Below are 15,857 nucleotides of genomic sequence, written 5' to 3'. Positions count from 1 at the left end.
CGAGTGGCACGGGAGTTTTGTGCAGTCCCTTACGCGGATCATCGGCGCGGCGAACGTCCTGGTGGTGGTCACGGCGATCGTCGGGCTGTGGCTGCTGCCCGCTTCCGACCGGCCCGTGGCGGCCCCGCCCGCCCGGGCGGCGGAACGCTCCACACCGCAGCCGACCGGCCCGGCGGTCGAGGAGGCGGCCCAGCCGCCGGGCGTCGTGGCGACCCCGGAGTTCGCCAGGCAGGTCAAGGCCAACGAGCTCGGGCTGGTGCCGGTGCTGATGTACCACCGGCTGGTCGCCAAGCGGCGCTCCTCGATCGACCGCACGCCCGCCCAGTTCAGGCAGGAGCTGGAGAAGCTGGCCAGGAAGGGGTACGTGCCGATCAGCGCCAAGGAGTTCGCCGCCGGCGACATCCGGGTGCCCGCCGGGAAGTTCCCCGTCGTGCTCACCTTCGACGACGGCCATCCCAGCCACTTCGCGTTCGACGCCGGGGGCGGACCGGCGCGGGACACCGCCGTGGGCATCCTGCTCGACGTGGCCGGGCGCCATCCGGGGTTCCGGCCGGTGGCCACGTTCTGGGTCAACCACACGCCGTTCGGGCTGCGCACCGAACGGGAGCAGGCGGCGGCCGTGCGCTGGCTGACCGGCAACGGGTTCGAGGTGGCCAACCACACCTGGTCCCACCCCGACCTGCGCTCGCTTCCCGTGAAGAACGTGCGCAAGCAGATCGCCAGGCTCGACCGGATGCTCGCCAGGCTGGGCGCAGACCCCGTCACGACCATGGCGCTGCCCTACGGGTCGATGCCGCGTGCGAAGAAGGCGGCCCGCCAGGGCTCCTGGAACGGCACCCGGTACGACTTCGACGGGGTGTTCCTGGCCGGCGCCGAGCCGTCGGTTTCGCCGTACGCGAAAGACTTCGACCGGGGCGCGATCCAGCGGATCCAGAGCAACGGAAAGAAGGGCGAGTGCCGCAAGTGGTGCTCGCAGTACTGGCTCGAATGGCTGGACAAGCACCCCGGCAAGCGATACGTGTCCGACGGCGACCCGGAGCGCGTCTCCGTCCCCCGCCGGCTTCGGGGTAACATCGAGGCAAAGCGCAGACCCCAGGTCAACGCTTACTAGTCGCGGTGGATACGGCGGTTGGATTGACCCCGTGGCGTTGGTCTCATATGCTGATCGCTGCGCTGTGGGCTCGCGCGCGCCTCAGACGGAGCGGGCTCGCGCTCGGTCACGTCGATGTCGTAACTCCTCGGCTTGATGCGGAAGAGGGCCTGCCGCGCATCGCCACATCGACATCTGTCCGCGTTCGGAGCAATTCCACACATGACGTCCAGCACTGAGGCCACCTCGAGCACCCCGCAGGTAGCGGTCAACGACATCGGGTCCGAGGAAGCCTTCCTCGCCGCGATCGACGAGACCATCAAGTACTTCAACGACGGCGACATCGTCGAGGGCACCGTCGTCAAGGTCGATCGAGACGAGGTTCTTCTCGACATCGGCTACAAGACCGAGGGTGTCATCCCCTCGCGCGAGCTTTCGATCAAGCACGATGTCGACCCTGCTGACGTCGTGGAGGTCGGCGAGCACGTCGAAGCCCTGGTTCTCCAGAAGGAGGACAAGGAGGGCCGCCTGATCCTGTCCAAGAAGCGTGCTCAGTACGAGCGCGCCTGGGGCACGATCGAGAAGATCAAGGACGAGGACGGCATCGTCACCGGCACCGTCATCGAGGTCGTCAAGGGTGGTCTCATCCTCGACATCGGCCTCCGTGGCTTCCTCCCGGCCTCCCTGGTCGAGATGCGCCGTGTCCGCGATCTGCAGCCGTACGTCGGCCGTGAGCTCGAGGCGAAGATCATCGAGCTCGACAAGAACCGCAACAACGTGGTCCTGTCGCGCCGCGCCTGGCTTGAGCAGACGCAGTCCGAGGTCCGCCAGACCTTCCTCAACACCCTCCAGAAGGGCCAGGTCCGCAAGGGCGTCGTGTCCTCGATCGTCAACTTCGGTGCCTTCGTGGACCTGGGTGGCGTCGACGGTCTGGTCCACGTGTCGGAGCTGTCCTGGAAGCACATCGACCACCCCTCCGAGGTTGTCGAGGTCGGCCAGGAGGTCACGGTCGAGGTCCTCGACGTCGACATGGAGCGCGAGCGCGTCTCCCTGTCGCTCAAGGCCACCCAGGAAGACCCGTGGCAGCAGTTCGCCCGCACCCACCAGATCGGCCAGGTCGTGCCGGGCCGCGTCACCAAGCTGGTGCCGTTCGGCGCGTTCGTCCGGGTCGAGGAGGGCATCGAGGGCCTGGTCCACATCTCCGAGCTGGCCGAGCGCCACGTGGAGATCCCGGAGCAGGTCGTCCAGGTCGGCGACGAGATCTTCGTGAAGATCATCGACATCGACCTCGACCGTCGCCGCATCAGCCTGTCGCTCAAGCAGGCCAACGAAGGCGTGGGCACCGAGGTCGAGTTCGACCCGACGCTCTACGGCATGGCGGCGACCTACGACGACCAGGGCAACTACATCTACCCCGAGGGCTTCGACCCGGAGACCGGGGAGTGGCTCGAGGGCTTCGACAAGCAGCGTGAGGAGTGGGAGCGGCAGTACGCCGAGGCCCAGACGCGCTACGAGGCCCACCGCAAGCAGATCGAAGAGGCCCGCAAGGCTGAGGCCGAGGCCGGCGAGGCCGCTCCTTCGACCTACACCGGTGAGTCGCAGCCCCAGTCGAGCAGCTCCTCGTCCGCTCCGGCGGCCGGCGCTCTCGCCTCCGACGAGGCTCTCGCGGCTCTGCGCGAGAAGCTCGCGGGCGGCCAGAGCTGAGCTAGCTGATCGCTGAAGAAAGGCCCCGTACGGATCTCCGTACGGGGCCTTTCGTCATGCGGAACGAACCTTTCCGCATGGGGGGACATCGTGGTGCACATGAACGACATCACGCCCTTCCGTATCGATGTTCCGCAGACCGACCTCGACGACCTCCGTGACCGCCTGCGCCGCACCCGGTGGGCGCGGCAGCTCCCCGGAGGCGGGTGGCGGCGCGGGGTGCCGGTGGACTACCTGCGGGAGCTGGCCGCGTACTGGGCCGACGGGTTCGACTGGCGGGCGCAGGAGGCCAGGCTCAACGCGTTCCCGCAGTACACGACCGAGATCGACGGGCAGCGGGTGCACTTCCTGCACGTGCGCTCGCCCGAGCCGGGCGCGACGCCGCTGATCCTCACCCACAGCTGGCCCAGCTCCGTGGCCGAGTTCCTGGACCTGGCCGGCCCGCTCGCCGACCCGCGGGCGCACGGCCTCGACCCGGCGGTGGCCTTCCACGTGGTGGCGCCCTCGCTGCCCGGCTTCGGCTTCTCGCCGTTCCCCGAGCCCGCCGACGAGCGGCCCTGGTCCGTCGCCCGGGTGGCGCGCGCCTGGGCCGAGCTGATGGGCAGGCTCGGCTACGAGCGCTACGGCGCGCACGGCAACGACGCCGGCGCCCTGGTCACGCCCCAGCTCGCCGCGCTCGACGGCGAGCACGTGATCGGCGCGCACATCACCGCCGGCCTCGGCATCCCCACCGGCGATCCCGACGAGCTCACCGGCGCCACCGAGGAGGAACGGGCCGAGCTGGAGGCCGCCACCGCCTGGATGGGGCAGGGCAGCGGCTACGGCCCCTACCTGGCCGCCCGCCCCCAGACGCTCGCGCACGGCTTCGCCGACTCGCCCGTCGCCCAGCTCGCCTACCTGGTCGAGCGGTTCAAGGAGTTCGACGGCTGGCCCGGCGGGACGCCCGCCGAGCCGATCCCGCGCGACCTGGTGCTCACCACCGCCTCCCTCTACTGGCTGACCGGCACCGGTGGCTCCTCGTCGTGGACCTACTACGAGGGCGCCGCCGGTCTGCCCGTCGACCAGGCGGCCGTGCCCACCGGCGTGTCGCACGGCGGCCCCGCCGTCTTCAGGCGGATCGCCGGCCGCCGCAACACCGTGGTGCACTGGGGAGGCCGCCACAGCCCCAGCCACATGGTCGCCATGGCAGTCCCCGGCGACCTGGCGGCCGATCTCCGTACGTTCTTCGGCGGCCTGCTGAAGTAGGGTGCTCGAATGGACATCCAGCGGGCGGCGGGCGCGGACGCGGGCGAGATCCTCACCCTCCAGCGGGCCGCCTACGTGAGCGAGGCCCAGCTCTACGGCGACCCCTACATCCCGCCGCTCGTGGAGTCCGTCGAGCAGGTCCGCAAGGCCATCGAGGCGGGCGTCGTGCTCAAGGCCGTCGAGGCCGGCCGCGTCGTCGGCGCGGTGCGCGGCACGCCCGCCGGCACCACCTGCCTGGTGGGGCGGCTCGTGGTCGCGCCCGACTGCCAGGGCAGGGGAGTGGGCACCGCGCTGCTGACCGCGCTGCACGAGCAGGTGCCGCAGGCCGAGGCGTTCGACCTGTTCACGGGCCATCTGTCGGAGTCCAACCTGCGCCTCTACCGGCGCCTGGGCTACCGCGAGACGCACCGCGAGCGGATGGACGACCACCTGACCCTCATCCATCTGCGGCGCGGGTAGGCTTCGGGCGTGCTGAAGATCGGACTCACCGGTGGCATCGGGTCGGGCAAGAGCGAGGTGGCCAGGCGGCTGGCGGCCAGGGGCGCCGTGGTCATCGACGCCGACCGGATCGCCCGCGAGGTGGTCGAGCCGGGCACGCCCGGCCTGGCCCGGGTGGTGGCGGCGTTCGGCGAGGAGGTGCTGCGGGCCGACGGCTCGCTCGACCGGGAGAAGCTCGGCGGCATCGTGTTCGCCGACCCCGACAGGCTCGCCTCGCTCAACGCCATCGTCCACCCGCTGGTGGGGGAGCGGGTCGCCGCCCTGCAGAGCGCGGCCGACGACGACGCGATCGTCGTCTACGACGTGCCGCTGCTGGCGGAGAACAAGCTTGCCCCCATGTACGACGTCGTCATCGTCGTCGACGCGGCCGACGACGTCCGCGTCGCCCGCCTCGCCGAGCACCGTGGCATGGCCGAGCACGATGCCAGGGCCCGCATCGCCGCCCAGGCCTCCCGCGACGACCGCCTGGCCGTGGCCGACGTCGTGATCCCCAACGAGGCCGGCCTGGCCGAGCTGGAGTCGCGCGTCGCCGGCGTCTGGGACGACCTCGTCCGCCGGGCCGCCCGCGCCTGACCGGCGTCAGCCGGTGAGCAGGTGCGTACGCCGGCGCCCTGGATAGGCCGGCCGAGGGCCGGACGGGCGGCTGCGCGCCGAGCTGCCGAGCGCCCGGCTGCTCGGCGGGCCCATGTCGGGCACCGTCACCGGGCCGGGCAGCGTCACCGGGGATCCCGGCTCAGCCGGCCGCGGGGATCAGCACGGGATCAGCGCGGGGATCAGCACGGGGATCAGCACGGGGATCAGCACGGGGATCAGCGCGGGGATCAGAAGGACGCGTCGAGGGGCACCTGACGGACGCCCGGCAGGTGCGGGTCCAGCTCGCCCAGCTCGAACCGCGACATCCCGATCACGTGCCAGAACTGCCCCGCCGTCTCCCCGTGCACCTTGTAACGGCCGTCGGGCGCCAGCGCCGCCCACCCCTCCGGCAGCCCCAGCAGCGTCGCGTGGCGCTCAGCGCCCTCCCAGAGGATGACCACCCCGTCGTCGCCCGCACTGGCCAGCAGGCCGGAGACGGGGCTGTAGGCGACCGACCAGACGCGCCTGGAGTGCCCCCGCAGCGTGTGCACCAGCTGCCCGGTGGCGGAGTCCCAGACGCGCACGGCGCGGTCGTCGCCACCGGTCGCGATCCGGTCGCCGGAGGCGTCGAAGCCGACGCTCCACAGCCGCCCCGCGCTCGCCCGCAGCGTGTGCCGCAGGGCGGGCTGCCAGGGCTGACCGGGGCGCAGCTCCCACAGCTTGGCCATGCCGTCGTTGCCACCGCTCGCCAGGTGACGGCCCGAGGGCGAGAACGCCACCGAGTAGACCCGGTCGGTGTGCCCTTCGAGGGTCGCCACCCGGCCGCCCGACTCCACGTGCCACAGCCGTACGAGCCGGTCGTCGCAGCCGGTGGCGACGTAGCGGCCGTCGGGGCTGAAGGCGATCGAGCGCACCCGGCCGCGGTGGTCGCCGAGGTTGGTGACCAGGCGGCCGGTCGAACGCCACCAGATCCGCACGCTGTCGTCGTCGTTGGCCGTGGCCAGCATGTTGCCGTCGGGGCTGAACGCCTCGGCCCACACGTGGTCGGTCTCGACGTTCAGCTCGCGTTCGTAGTCGCCGGTGGCGGCGTTCCAGAAGTGCACGCCGCCGTCGTTGCTGGAGGCGGCCAGCACCGGCCCGGCCGGTGAGAACAGCGCCGAGATGAGCCGGTCGGCGCGCCCGGGCACCTCCCGCAGCAGCCGCCCGGCACGCGGCTCCCACACCCGCACGACGCCGTCGTTGCCGCTGGTGGCCAGCATCGAGCCGTCGGCGCTGAACCGCACCGAGGTGATCCGCCTGCCGTGGCCGCGCAGCACCCGCTGGCACTGCCCGGACACCGGGTCCCACAGCCGCATGGTGCCGTCGTTGCTGCTGGTGGCGAGCTGCTCGCCGTCGGGCCGCCAGGCGAACGGCCACACCGAGCTCCGGTGCCCGGTCAGCTCCACCCGGTGCGGCGAGCCGACCGGCTGCAGGCGCACCACGCCGCCGGAGTCGCCGGTGGCCAGCGTGTGGCCGTCGGGCGAGAACGCCACCTGGTAGACGGCGGCGGCGTGGGTGGTGTGCAGGCCGCGGAACTCGCCCGCCGGGTCCCACAGCCGCACGTCGCCGGAGGTGTCGCCGGTGGCCAGCAACGACCCGTCGGGGGCGAACGTCACGCAGTAGATGCTGCCGCGGTGCCCGGTGAGCACCGCCCGCGACGCCCAGGTGCCCGTCTCCCACACCCGCAGCGTGCCCGCCTCGTCGCCGGTGGCCAGCAGCGTGCCGTCGGGGCTGTGCACGGCACGGAAGACCGCGCCGCGGTGGCCGCCGAGGGTGCGGGTCAGCTCGCCGGTGGTCTGGTTCCACACCCGTACGACGCCCGCCGAGTCGCCGGTCACCAGCGCCGAGCCGCCGAACGAGGCCGTGTAGACGGGCGCCCGGTGCCCGGCCAGCTCGTGCACCAGCTCTCCGGTGGCCGTCTTCCAGATGCGCACCACACCGTCACCGCCGCCCGCCGCGACCAGCTCACCCGCGGGGTCGAGCCGTAGCGGCCAGACGCCGTCGGGGTCGCCGGCCAGTTCGCGCAGCGGCTCGCCGGTGAGGGAGTCCCAGATCCGCACGGTGCCGTCGCTCGCGCCGGTCGCCAGCACGTCACCGGCGAACGAGACCGCGTAGACGCGGCCGCCGTGTCCGTGCAGGGTGCGCACCGGCAGCCCGCCGGCGCACAGCAGCACGTCGCCGTCCTCGTTGCCGATGGCCAGCGTGGAGCCGTCGGGGCTGTAGGCGATCGGCTCGGGCAGCCGGCTGGTCTGGAAGTGGTAGCCGTACGGCACGCCGATCGCGGCCGGGGCGAGCTGGATCTCCACCGGTTGGCCCGGCGCCACGGCGGCGCCCGGCAGGTGGGGCAGCGTGCCGGTCACGTTGATGAGCGCGGCCCGGTGCCAGCGGGCGCCCTCGACCGCGGCGTCGCTCAGGTCGGAGCGGGCCAGGCGCGCCCCCGACAGGTCGGCGCCGCGCAGGTCGGCGCCGGCCAGCACGGCCTTGTCGAGCCTGGCGCCCACCAGCTTGGCGTCGCGCAGCACGGCCCTGGACAGGTTGGTGCCCGCCAGCGTGGCGCCGCTCAGGTCGGCGCCGGTCAGGTCGACCTCCTGCAGGTCCCGCGCCGACAGGTCCTCGCCCTTGAGGTTGGCGCCGCGCAGGTCGGCCTTGGCCGGGGTGCGCAGCCGCGCCGCGATCTTGACCGCGTTGGCGCGGGCCACGTCGTCGGCGGGCGGGTCGGCCACCCAGGCGCGCAGCGCGCGCACGTCGGCCAGATCGCACAGGAACTCGATGCTCAGCGCCGACAGCGGACCGCGCGACAGCGCGACCGGCGAGTCCAGCGTGGCCGCGACGTGCCGGGCGATCAGCCACTCCATCACCGAGGCGTGGATGAACCCGAACATGCCCTCCTCGGTGCGCACCAGCAGGCTGCCCGACCCCACCGCGTGCGCGGTGTGCGCGACCGTGAGCTGGCCGCTGGCCAGGTCGGCCAGCGTCTCGGCGATCTCCGTCAGCTCGTCCAGGCCCAGCAGCGACTCGCCGGAGTCCCACAGCCGCAGCGCCAGCGCCGTCACCGCCCGCCACAGCTCGTCCCTGGTGAGCGAGGCGGCCGAGCCGGGCACCTTCGCCCGGCGCTCCTCGAAGGCCAGCCACGACTGCAGGATCTCCTCGTACAGCAGCGCCGGGCTGATCGTGTGCCGGGCGCCGGCCACCATGCGGAGCCGGTCGCTGTCGAGGTCGGCGATGAAGCTCAGCATCCGCGGGTTCTGCGCCAGCGCCAGCAGGTCCTTGATGCCCTCCATGAGCGACATGCGGGCGCCGGCCTCGTCGCCGTCGTCGAAGCGGTTGGCCAGGTAGGAGCGGATCTGGTCGTGGGTGAAGTCCTCGACGCCGAGCACCCGCCGCTGCGGCAGCACGCCGACCATCTCGCCGAGCGAGGTCAGCACCTGGCTGTGCGACTTGAAGTGCTGGGTGCGGCTGGCGACCACGATCTTGGCCTTGTCCTCGGCGGCGGCCAGCAGCGTCGCCAGGTGGTCGGCGGCGCGGTCGTAGGTGAGCCGGGTGACGAGCTCGTCGAACCCGTCGAACAGCAGCACGATCCGGCCCTGCCGCAGCAGGTAGCGGAACGCCTTGAGGTCGATGAACTCCTCGCCGTGGTTGGCCAGGTGGGCGGCCACCAGCCCGTCGACGGAGTGCGCCTTGTCCAGGGCGCGCAGCTCGATGAAGATCGGCGTCAGGTGCGGCAGCTCCGCCGGGATGCGCCGGGCCAGCTCGCGCAGCGCGAACGTCTTGCCGTGGCCGAAGTCGCCGAGCAGCAGCAGGAACCGGCCGTGGTCGGCGGCCAGCAGCCGCATCAGCTCGTCGGTGAGCCCCTCCTTGACGTGCTGTCCCTGCCGGTCCAGCTCCCGGTAGCGCTGCGGGACGTACAGGCCGGGCGGGTAGCGGCGGTCGCCGGCGAGCCTGGCGGTCTGCTCGCTGACGTAGCCGGACAGGTCGAGCAGCCCCTGGAACTCGGTGAAGCTGCGCAGCCGCACGCCCCGGCGCATGAGGTCGTCGCGCAGCGCGCGGGCCGGCGGCGGACCCTGGTAGACGAGCTCGGCGGCCAGCTCCGCCGCGTGCGCGCGCCGGACGAAGTCGGCGGCGTCGGCGGGGGTCAGCTCGCCGACGTGCGCGCCGATCATGAGCTGGCGGACGAACCCGTCCTCCGGGTGGGTGACCACCAGGTGACCGGGCAGGCGGCGGATGCGGGCCCGCTCGTGCCGGGCCTCGCACACCTCGGTGATGCGGTCCAGCAGCAGGTCGACGGGGCTCGGCTCACGCTCGCCCGAGCTCGGGGCGAGGGCCGGCGGCGGGGCGTCCGGCGTCTCGCCGGTGAAGGTGGCGCGGGCGGCCCGCCAGGTGCGGCGGGAACGTTCCGGCGCGCCGCCGTCGGGCAGCCAGACGCGCGTCTCGCCGGGGGTGATCTCGACGACGTGGTGGCGGCCGGAGCGCGGCGCGGCGACGGCGCCGTCGCCGGCCTGCCCGGGGCCGTGGAAGAGCAGGTTGAGCCGGTGGGCCAGGAGCCGGTCGAAGGCCGGGGCGTCGTGCAGCGCGGCCGGCGGATGACCGATCACGCCCAGCCGCAGCCACGCCCGATCCTCGTAAGGCCGCAGCCGCTCGGCGAACCAGGCCGCCTGCGCCTCGCCGATCATCGCGTACGCGTCGCGCTCCAGGTGGCTCATGGCCATCGTGGAGTTGAGCCCGGCCACGACCATCTTCAGATCGGGCACCTCGAACAGGGTCCACGGCTGCCCGCCGTCGAACACCCGGTCGTCCAGCCCCTGGTAGACCTCACCGAACAGGCCGGCGAAATGCCGCCACTTGGGCCAGTACGGGGGCTGCGGGCTGACGTCGTCGGCCTCGCACGTCAGGAAGTACGCGCTCGCCGCGGCCTTGGTGACGTCGCGCGGCCCGGGCACGATCACCAGCCGGTGCGGCTCCAGCCCGATGAGCAGCCGTAAGTCGGTGACGAACCGGGTCGCCTGGCCGAACTGGCCGAGGCTGCCCGACTCGGTCAGGTCGCCGCTGACCACCATGAGATCCGGCCGAGGCATGCCCCGGTCGTACATGGCGGTCAGATCCGCCCAGATGCGCGCCTGCAGGTCTTCCGGCGTGAACGGCTCGCCCGGCTCGGGCAGCGCCCGCCCGAACCGCGGCCCGGCGATGTGCAGCACGGTGAGCGACTCGCGGCGCGTCTGCGGCCCGGTGGCCGGCGGGAACTTCGGCGCGGACACCGGCGCGCGCCTGGCTCGGGCCCGCTCGCCGGGCGGCGGCAGCGTCGGCACCGCGACGGGCGGCCCGCCGGCGGTCGGGAACGCGGGCGCCGTCTCCGGCTTGGCCCGGCCCGCCAGCGCCTCGCCGACCCGGCCCAGCAGCGCCGCCCTGGCCTGCCCCGGGTCGGTGACGCCCAGCAGGTCGACCCAGGTGATCGTGGACAGCAGCCCGTCGAGCTGCACGTCCTCCAGCCGGATCGTGACGAGCTTGTTGGACGGGTTGTCCGGGTCGGCGCGCAGGGCAGCCTGCCACTCCAGGCGCCCGTAGCGCGAGCTCAGGTAGTTGCGCGAGAGCACCGCCACGACCAGTTGCGCCTCGCTGACGCCGCGGTCCATGAAGTCGATGAAGTTGGTGCCGGGCACGAAGTCCCACGCCTGGATCATCGTGCGGTAGCCGGCCGCTTCCAGCTCCCAGGCGATCCAGGTCGCCCAGGCCGTGTCGGCCGGGGAGTAGCTGACGAAGATCTGGGTCGGCCTGCCGTCACGTGCCATCTCCCCAGTATCCAACGGGGGATCGGAGTTTCCCAGCACGTGTGCGATCATCGTCGGGTGTTGCGGCGTTTTGGCGTGCTCGACCTGATCAGGATCGGGCTGCTCGCGCTCGGCCTGGTCTTCGTGGCCACCGGGCTGTTGCCCCTGGCCGAGGCCAGGGCGAGCCTGGCCGAGATCGGGCCGCTGCTGGTGTTCCTGGTGGGCATCATCGTGCTGGCCGAGCTCACCAAAGAGGCTCAGGTCTTCGACGTGATCGCGGCCAGGATGGCGGTGTTCGGGCGGGGCAACTACGTTGCCCTTTTCCTTCTTTGTACGGCCTTCGCGTCATTTATTACGATATTTCTGAATCTCGATACGACTGCCGTTTTGCTCACGCCGGTGATGCTGGCCCTGGCCCCCAAGGCCCGCATCGCGGCCCTGCCGCTGGCCATGACCACGATCTGGTTCGCCAACACCGCCAGCCTGCTGTTCCCGGTGTCCAACCTGACGAACCTGCTGGCCATGCACCGCATCGAGCTGAGCTCGCTGGAGTTCGCGGCGCACATGTGGGCGCCGCAGGCGGTCGCGATCCTGGTCACGATGGCGTTCCTGTGGGCGTTCTTCTGGCGGCGGGGGCGGCGGCGCGACCTGCGCTACACGCCGCCGCTGCTGGAGCCGGTCGCCGACCGGGCGCTGTTCGGCGCCGCCTCGGTGGCCTGCGTGCTGTTCATCGTCGCGCTGCTGGCCGGGGTGGCGGTGTGGGCGGCGGCCACGGCGGCGGGGCTCATCGTCGTGGTGGCGTTCCTGGTGCGCGACCGCAAGCGGCTGACCTGGGGGCTCGTGCCGTGGCAGCTCCTGATCTTCGTGACCGGGCTGTTCCTGGTGGTGCCCACGCTCAGCCGCTACGGCCTGGCCGACCTGATGCACTGGATGCTCGGCGACGAGCGCGACCCGTACCGCACGGCGGCCGTCGGCGCCGGGCTGTCCAACGTGATCAACAACCTGCCCGCCTACAAGGCGCTGGAGGAGGTCATCCCGGCGGGCGATCGCGGGCAGCTGTTCGCCCTGCTCGTCGGCACCAACGTGGGCACGGTCATCACGCCGTGGGCGTCGCTGGCGACGCTGCTCTGGTTCGAGTCCTGCCGCCGCCACGACGTCCGGGTGCCCATGGGCCGCTTCCTGCTGACCGGCGCCGGCCTGGCCGTCACCGGGCTGCTGGCGACCACCTGGGCGCTGGTGGCCTTCGGCTGAGGTCCGGGGACCGGATGATCTCGGGGACAATTGTGGCCATGGCCAAATCACCTCTGATCAGATGTTTCGGTCTTGCCGTGCTCGCGGCGGCGGCGCTGGGCGGCTGCGGAGCCTCCGGCTCGGCGGCGTCGGCGCCCTCCTCCACCGGTTCGGCGGCCGGGACCCCGCGGAGCGCGGAGACCTCGGGGAAGGCCGCGCGCAAGGCCGTGCGGAAGGTCAAGCTGGAGGTGCTGGGCAAGGGCGAGGCCGTCCAGCCGATCACCTACAACGCCGACGAGAGCGGCATCGAGACCGGGGCCACCCTGCCCTGGTCGAAGACCGCCAAGATCGAGCTGACCGATGCCGAGCAGGAGGTGGGCCGGCTGGTCTCCATCGTGTCCGGCTCCGTGCGCGACGACAACGGCCAGTTCAGGCCCGCGCCCTGCCGCATCACCGTCGACGGCGAGCGGGTCGTCACCGGCAAGGGCCTGTGCAAGTTCCTGCTCAAGTAGGGCGCCGTCAAGTAGGGCGCCGTCAAGCAGGGCGGCGGCGGACCGTCGTGACCCGGGAAGGGCGGCGCCTGACGCGGCGCTCGTCCTCCTCGGCCGGCCGCTCCTCCGACGGCCGGGGGCCGACGACGGCCGCGAACCACGGATGCGCCCACTCCCTGCGCTCGCGCTCGCCGCTCATGCCGCCGCCAGAGGACTCGTGTAGGCGCCCGCCACGGCTTGCAGCGCCCAGCGCATGCGGGTGACGAAAACCTCGGGATGGTCGCCCGCCTCCTGGGCCACATAGGCGGCGCACCCGGCCTGCCCGCCACAGGCGCACAGCCGCCGGTCGATCGCCGCCCGGATCTCCGGCGCGGACACGGCGCCGGACGCGGTGTCGGAGGGCTGCACGGCGGAGGCGAAGAGCACCTGCGCGAGCTCCGTCACGGTCAGTTCGGTCAGCGTGGTCGGCATGGTCGACATGGTGGTTCTCCTTTCCACCGGTGCCGCCGGAACGAGCACCTGTTAGTGAGACGCCGGAAGGCGCGGAAAGTTATCGACATTCCGCGCCTGAAGTTTCAAGATTTTTACGCAAGCAGCGACAGCAGCCCCGGCATGGCCTTCGGGTGGGCCGCCACGAAGCTGCGATCGGCCGCGCCGTCGAGGCTCTCCTCGAACGGCCCGCCGTCCAGCGCCCGGATCTCGGCCCCCGCCTCCCGCGCGATCAGCGCGCCCGCCGGAAGGTCGATCAGCTCGGCCCGGTAGCCGACGATCGCGTCGATGTCGCCGCGGGCCAGCATCGCCCACGTCAGCAGCGGCGCCCACAGCTGCAGCACCCGCCTGGAGGCCAGCTCCAGCCTCGTCCGCAGCGCCCGTGCGGAAGCGTCCTGCCTGGTCACAGCATACCCCTGGGTCCAAGCCAGGAGCGGCCCGTGCGGCGCGGGCCGGTGCGGGACACGCAGAGGCGCGCCCGAGGAGTCCAGCGCGCCGCCGCCGCGCACCGCCGACCACGTGCGGGCCGTCACCGGGTCGTGCACCACCCCGAGCGCCGGCTGCCCGCCGTGGCACAGCGCCACCCCGACCACGTAGGCCGGCAGGCCGATGGCCACGTTGTTGGTGCCGTCGAGCGGGTCGATCAGCCATGTCCACTCGCTGCCCGTGACGCCGAGCAGGCCCGACTCCTCGGCGATGACCGCGTGTGACGGATAGGCGGTGAGGATCCGCTCCAGCAGCAGCTTCTCCGACGCCAGGTCGAGGTCGGTCACCACGTCGCCGGAGCCGCCCTTGGCCCGGACGCCGACCGCGCCGCCGGCGCCGTCCAGCAGCAGCCGCCCGGCGGCCTCGGCCGCCTCGACGGCCAGCGTTCGCGCGCGGTCCAGGTCCATCGGCACCCCTCAGCTCAGGCGGGCGGCAATCAGGCGTACGGCGAGCGCCGTCTCCCGGTCGTCGAGCGGCTGCCTCGACACGTGGTGGTCGCCCGCGCCGAGCGGGCCGAGCGACAGGTCCCGGCTGCCCGGGCGGCCCCGCCCGAGCGCGACCGTGGCGGCCTCGCCGCCCTCCGGCACCACGCTGCTGTGGAAGCGCCCGGCCGGCAGCGTGTAGGTGTCGCCGGGCCCGAACGACTCCACCAGCCCGGTACGGTGCCGCACGGTGCGCGGAGTGGGCGAGATGCGGTCGCCGTCGGCGGCGCTGACCACCTCGAACACGCGGTGCGTCGCGTCCGGCCCCGCGTCGTCGACCACCGCGTGCACGTTGCGCACCTGGCCGTAGAGCACATGGCTGACCAGGTCCCAGCTGTGGCAGTGGATCTGCGAGGTGGTGCTGCTCGCGGGTGCGAGCGAATCTGACCACAGATGGATGCATACCCCCTCGCCGCCGTCTCGCTCCAGCGGCAGGCAGACGAAACCGAGCGGATGCCGTACGGCCCGGACGTCGCCGGAGATCGCCTCCAGCGCCCAGGCCCTGGCCCGTCCGCGGACGAGCTGCTCATAGACGCCGACGTAGCTCATGACCCGTGCTCACGCACCGGCTCGCCGTACGGGTCGACGGCGCGCAGCGCCTTGCGCGCGATGTCGACCACGTCGCGGCCGTTGTAGGCCTTGGGGAGCGGCATCCCGATCCGCTCGAACAGGTCCTGGACCTCCTCGATGGTGGGCTCGTCGCTGAGCGGCACCCGCTTGTACGCCTCCAGCGGCACCCGGCGGGCCTGCTCGAAGCTCAGGCGCAGCTCGGTGTCGCCGTTCTCGTAGTAGAAGGTGTCGGCCAGCGCCGTCATCGCCATGTTCGGGTCCTCGACCGTCATGATGAGGCGGCTGCTGGACAGGTCCCAGCGGAACGTCGTCATCGTGGACGACAGGCCCACCCCGATGTCCAGCAGCCCGTAGCGCTGCCGGTGCCAGAACGCGGCCAGGATCGTCGCGTAGGACTCCTTCCTGGCCCGGTCGGTGGTCCACGTCTCGCCGGTGCCGTCGGGCAGGTCGGACAGCGATCGGCGGTAGTGGGCGTACGCCTCGCACACCACGGGGTCGGTCGGGTCGATGATCTCCACCCGGACGGTGAGGTGGCGTTTGTCGCGGCGGGCGGCGGCCACGCACACGGGCAGCGTGACGGCGCGCAGGTAGGTGCCGGTGCCGCCCTTGAAGCTCCACCGGCTGGCGTCGCGGCGCGCCTCGGCGTGCGCCTGGGCGATCTCCTGGGCGCTGCCGAGCACCCGGACGAGCTGCAGGGCGTCGAGAGCCTTGCGGGTGCCCTGGACCAACGTCTCGATCTGCTCCAGCCGCTCCAGCCGGAGCGGGAGCTGGGCCAGCGCGCCGGAGGTGATGGTCTCCTCGACCGGCGCCTGCCGCGCCCGGTCGCGCAGCAGCGCGGTCGCCACCAGCGCCAGGATCACCAGGGTCGCGGCGTTGACGAGCTGCGCCTGCACCTCGGTGCCGTCGGCGCCGAACATCTGGCCGAGGATGTCGTCGGGCATGATGCCCAGCACGCCCACCACGATCGCCAGGCCGAGCGCGATCGCCACGTCGGCGTTCTGGGCCGCCCATGGGGCGATCCGCCGCAATGCCCCCATGAACCGTGCCATCGCTCGCCCCGCATCCGACGATCAGTCAGTCCCGGGGTCATGGTAACGAGCGCGTCAGATCCCTGCCAGCACGGAAAAGCGCGGAATGCGTACCCTCTCCGGAAAAGTCGGGAGGGCGGCGCGCGGGCCGCCCTCCCGATCCGGAGCCG

The 15,857-nt window shown here is 72.5% G+C and carries 14 protein-coding genes; 7 read left to right on the top strand and 7 right to left on the bottom strand.

Features of this window, described 5'->3' with window-relative positions; all coding sequences use genetic code 11:
• Positions 1 to 19: 19 nt before the first annotated feature.
• From ADY59_RS18195 to coaE, 5 genes are all read left to right on the top strand, one after another.
• Complete coding sequence (locus ADY59_RS18195; protein ID WP_049563642.1) at positions 20 to 1,111, top strand: polysaccharide deacetylase family protein; 1,092 nt, start codon at positions 20 to 22, stop codon at positions 1,109 to 1,111.
• A 201-nt stretch (positions 1,112 to 1,312) separates the two neighbouring features.
• Complete coding sequence (rpsA, locus tag ADY59_RS18190; RefSeq protein WP_049563640.1) at positions 1,313 to 2,794, top strand: 30S ribosomal protein S1; 1,482 nt, start codon at positions 1,313 to 1,315, stop codon at positions 2,792 to 2,794.
• Positions 2,795 to 2,893: 99 nt separating this feature from the next.
• The gene (locus ADY59_RS18185; protein ID WP_049563638.1) at positions 2,894 to 4,039 is read left to right on the top strand and encodes an epoxide hydrolase family protein; all 1,146 of its coding nucleotides are present in this window, start codon (positions 2,894 to 2,896) and stop codon (positions 4,037 to 4,039) included.
• Positions 4,040 to 4,048: 9 nt separating this feature from the next.
• Positions 4,049 to 4,498, top strand: a complete 450-nt coding sequence (locus ADY59_RS18180; protein WP_049563637.1) for a GNAT family N-acetyltransferase — start codon at positions 4,049 to 4,051, stop codon at positions 4,496 to 4,498.
• 9 nt (positions 4,499 to 4,507) lie between these two features.
• Complete coding sequence (gene coaE / locus ADY59_RS18175) at positions 4,508 to 5,110, top strand: dephospho-CoA kinase (protein ID WP_049563635.1); 603 nt, start codon at positions 4,508 to 4,510, stop codon at positions 5,108 to 5,110.
• Positions 5,111 to 5,116: 6 nt separating this feature from the next.
• Here the strand turns inward: coaE and ADY59_RS50080 are convergent, their stop codons facing one another.
• Both ADY59_RS50080 and ADY59_RS18170 read right to left on the bottom strand, forming a co-directional pair.
• The gene (locus ADY59_RS50080; RefSeq protein ID WP_156325574.1) at positions 5,117 to 5,257 is read right to left on the bottom strand and encodes a hypothetical protein; all 141 of its coding nucleotides are present in this window, start codon (positions 5,255 to 5,257) and stop codon (positions 5,117 to 5,119) included.
• 101 nt (positions 5,258 to 5,358) lie between these two features.
• Positions 5,359 to 10,932, bottom strand: a complete 5,574-nt coding sequence (locus ADY59_RS18170; protein ID WP_049563633.1) for a TIR domain-containing protein — start codon at positions 10,930 to 10,932, stop codon at positions 5,359 to 5,361.
• Between the two features lie 57 nt (positions 10,933 to 10,989).
• Between ADY59_RS18170 and ADY59_RS18165 the strand changes: the two genes are divergently transcribed.
• Complete coding sequence (locus ADY59_RS18165) at positions 10,990 to 12,162, top strand: SLC13 family permease (RefSeq protein ID WP_231618768.1); 1,173 nt, start codon at positions 10,990 to 10,992, stop codon at positions 12,160 to 12,162.
• Positions 12,163 to 12,200: 38 nt separating this feature from the next.
• The gene (locus ADY59_RS18160; protein ID WP_156325573.1) at positions 12,201 to 12,653 is read left to right on the top strand and encodes a hypothetical protein; all 453 of its coding nucleotides are present in this window, start codon (positions 12,201 to 12,203) and stop codon (positions 12,651 to 12,653) included.
• A 22-nt stretch (positions 12,654 to 12,675) separates the two neighbouring features.
• Here the strand turns inward: ADY59_RS18160 and ADY59_RS50075 are convergent, their stop codons facing one another.
• The 5 genes from ADY59_RS50075 to ADY59_RS18140 all read right to left on the bottom strand — a co-directional run bounded on the left by ADY59_RS50075 (position 12,676) and on the right by ADY59_RS18140 (position 15,708).
• Entirely contained in the window at positions 12,676 to 12,831 is a 156-nt protein-coding gene (locus ADY59_RS50075; protein ID WP_156325572.1) for a hypothetical protein, read from the bottom strand.
• Positions 12,828 to 13,112, bottom strand: a complete 285-nt coding sequence (locus tag ADY59_RS18155) for a hypothetical protein (protein WP_049563629.1) — start codon at positions 13,110 to 13,112, stop codon at positions 12,828 to 12,830. Before ADY59_RS18155 ends, ADY59_RS50075 begins: the two co-directional genes overlap by 4 nt.
• Before the next feature lie 104 nt (positions 13,113 to 13,216).
• Positions 13,217 to 14,014 (bottom strand): inositol monophosphatase family protein, encoded by a 798-nt coding sequence (locus ADY59_RS18150; protein ID WP_049563627.1) that lies wholly within the window; start codon positions 14,012 to 14,014, stop codon positions 13,217 to 13,219.
• 9 nt (positions 14,015 to 14,023) lie between these two features.
• Positions 14,024 to 14,638 (bottom strand): hypothetical protein, encoded by a 615-nt coding sequence (locus ADY59_RS18145; RefSeq protein WP_049563625.1) that lies wholly within the window; start codon positions 14,636 to 14,638, stop codon positions 14,024 to 14,026.
• Positions 14,635 to 15,708 carry a hypothetical protein gene (locus tag ADY59_RS18140; RefSeq protein WP_231618767.1) on the bottom strand — a complete coding sequence of 358 codons (1,074 nt, stop codon included), beginning with the start codon at positions 15,706 to 15,708 and terminating at the stop codon, positions 14,635 to 14,637. The genes ADY59_RS18145 and ADY59_RS18140 overlap by 4 nt, the downstream gene beginning before the upstream one ends.
• Positions 15,709 to 15,857: the final 149 nt, after the last annotated feature.

Source organism: Nonomuraea sp. SBT364, assembly GCF_001083785.1.
Lineage (GTDB): Bacteria > Actinomycetota > Actinomycetes > Streptosporangiales > Streptosporangiaceae > Nonomuraea.
The sequence above is the reverse complement of the archived record's forward strand: the minus strand, read 5'-3'. Positions and strand labels throughout refer to the sequence as shown.

Coding starts and splice junctions, on each gene's coding strand:
- ADY59_RS18150 (WP_049563627.1), bottom strand. CDS start 14,014: ATGGACCTGGACCGCGCGCGAACGCTGGCCGTCGAGGCGGCCGAGGCC.
- ADY59_RS50075 (WP_156325572.1), bottom strand. CDS start 12,831: ATGAGCGGCGAGCGCGAGCGCAGGGAGTGGGCGCATCCGTGGTTCGCG.
- ADY59_RS18170 (WP_049563633.1), bottom strand. CDS start 10,932: ATGGCACGTGACGGCAGGCCGACCCAGATCTTCGTCAGCTACTCCCCG.
- ADY59_RS18180 (WP_049563637.1), top strand. CDS start 4,049: ATGGACATCCAGCGGGCGGCGGGCGCGGACGCGGGCGAGATCCTCACC.
- rpsA (WP_049563640.1), top strand. CDS start 1,313: ATGACGTCCAGCACTGAGGCCACCTCGAGCACCCCGCAGGTAGCGGTC.
- ADY59_RS18145 (WP_049563625.1), bottom strand. CDS start 14,638: ATGAGCTACGTCGGCGTCTATGAGCAGCTCGTCCGCGGACGGGCCAGG.
- ADY59_RS18140 (WP_231618767.1), bottom strand. CDS start 15,708: ATGGCACGGTTCATGGGGGCATTGCGGCGGATCGCCCCATGGGCGGCC.
- ADY59_RS18185 (WP_049563638.1), top strand. CDS start 2,894: ATGAACGACATCACGCCCTTCCGTATCGATGTTCCGCAGACCGACCTC.
- ADY59_RS18160 (WP_156325573.1), top strand. CDS start 12,201: ATGGCCAAATCACCTCTGATCAGATGTTTCGGTCTTGCCGTGCTCGCG.
- ADY59_RS18155 (WP_049563629.1), bottom strand. CDS start 13,112: ATGTCGACCATGCCGACCACGCTGACCGAACTGACCGTGACGGAGCTC.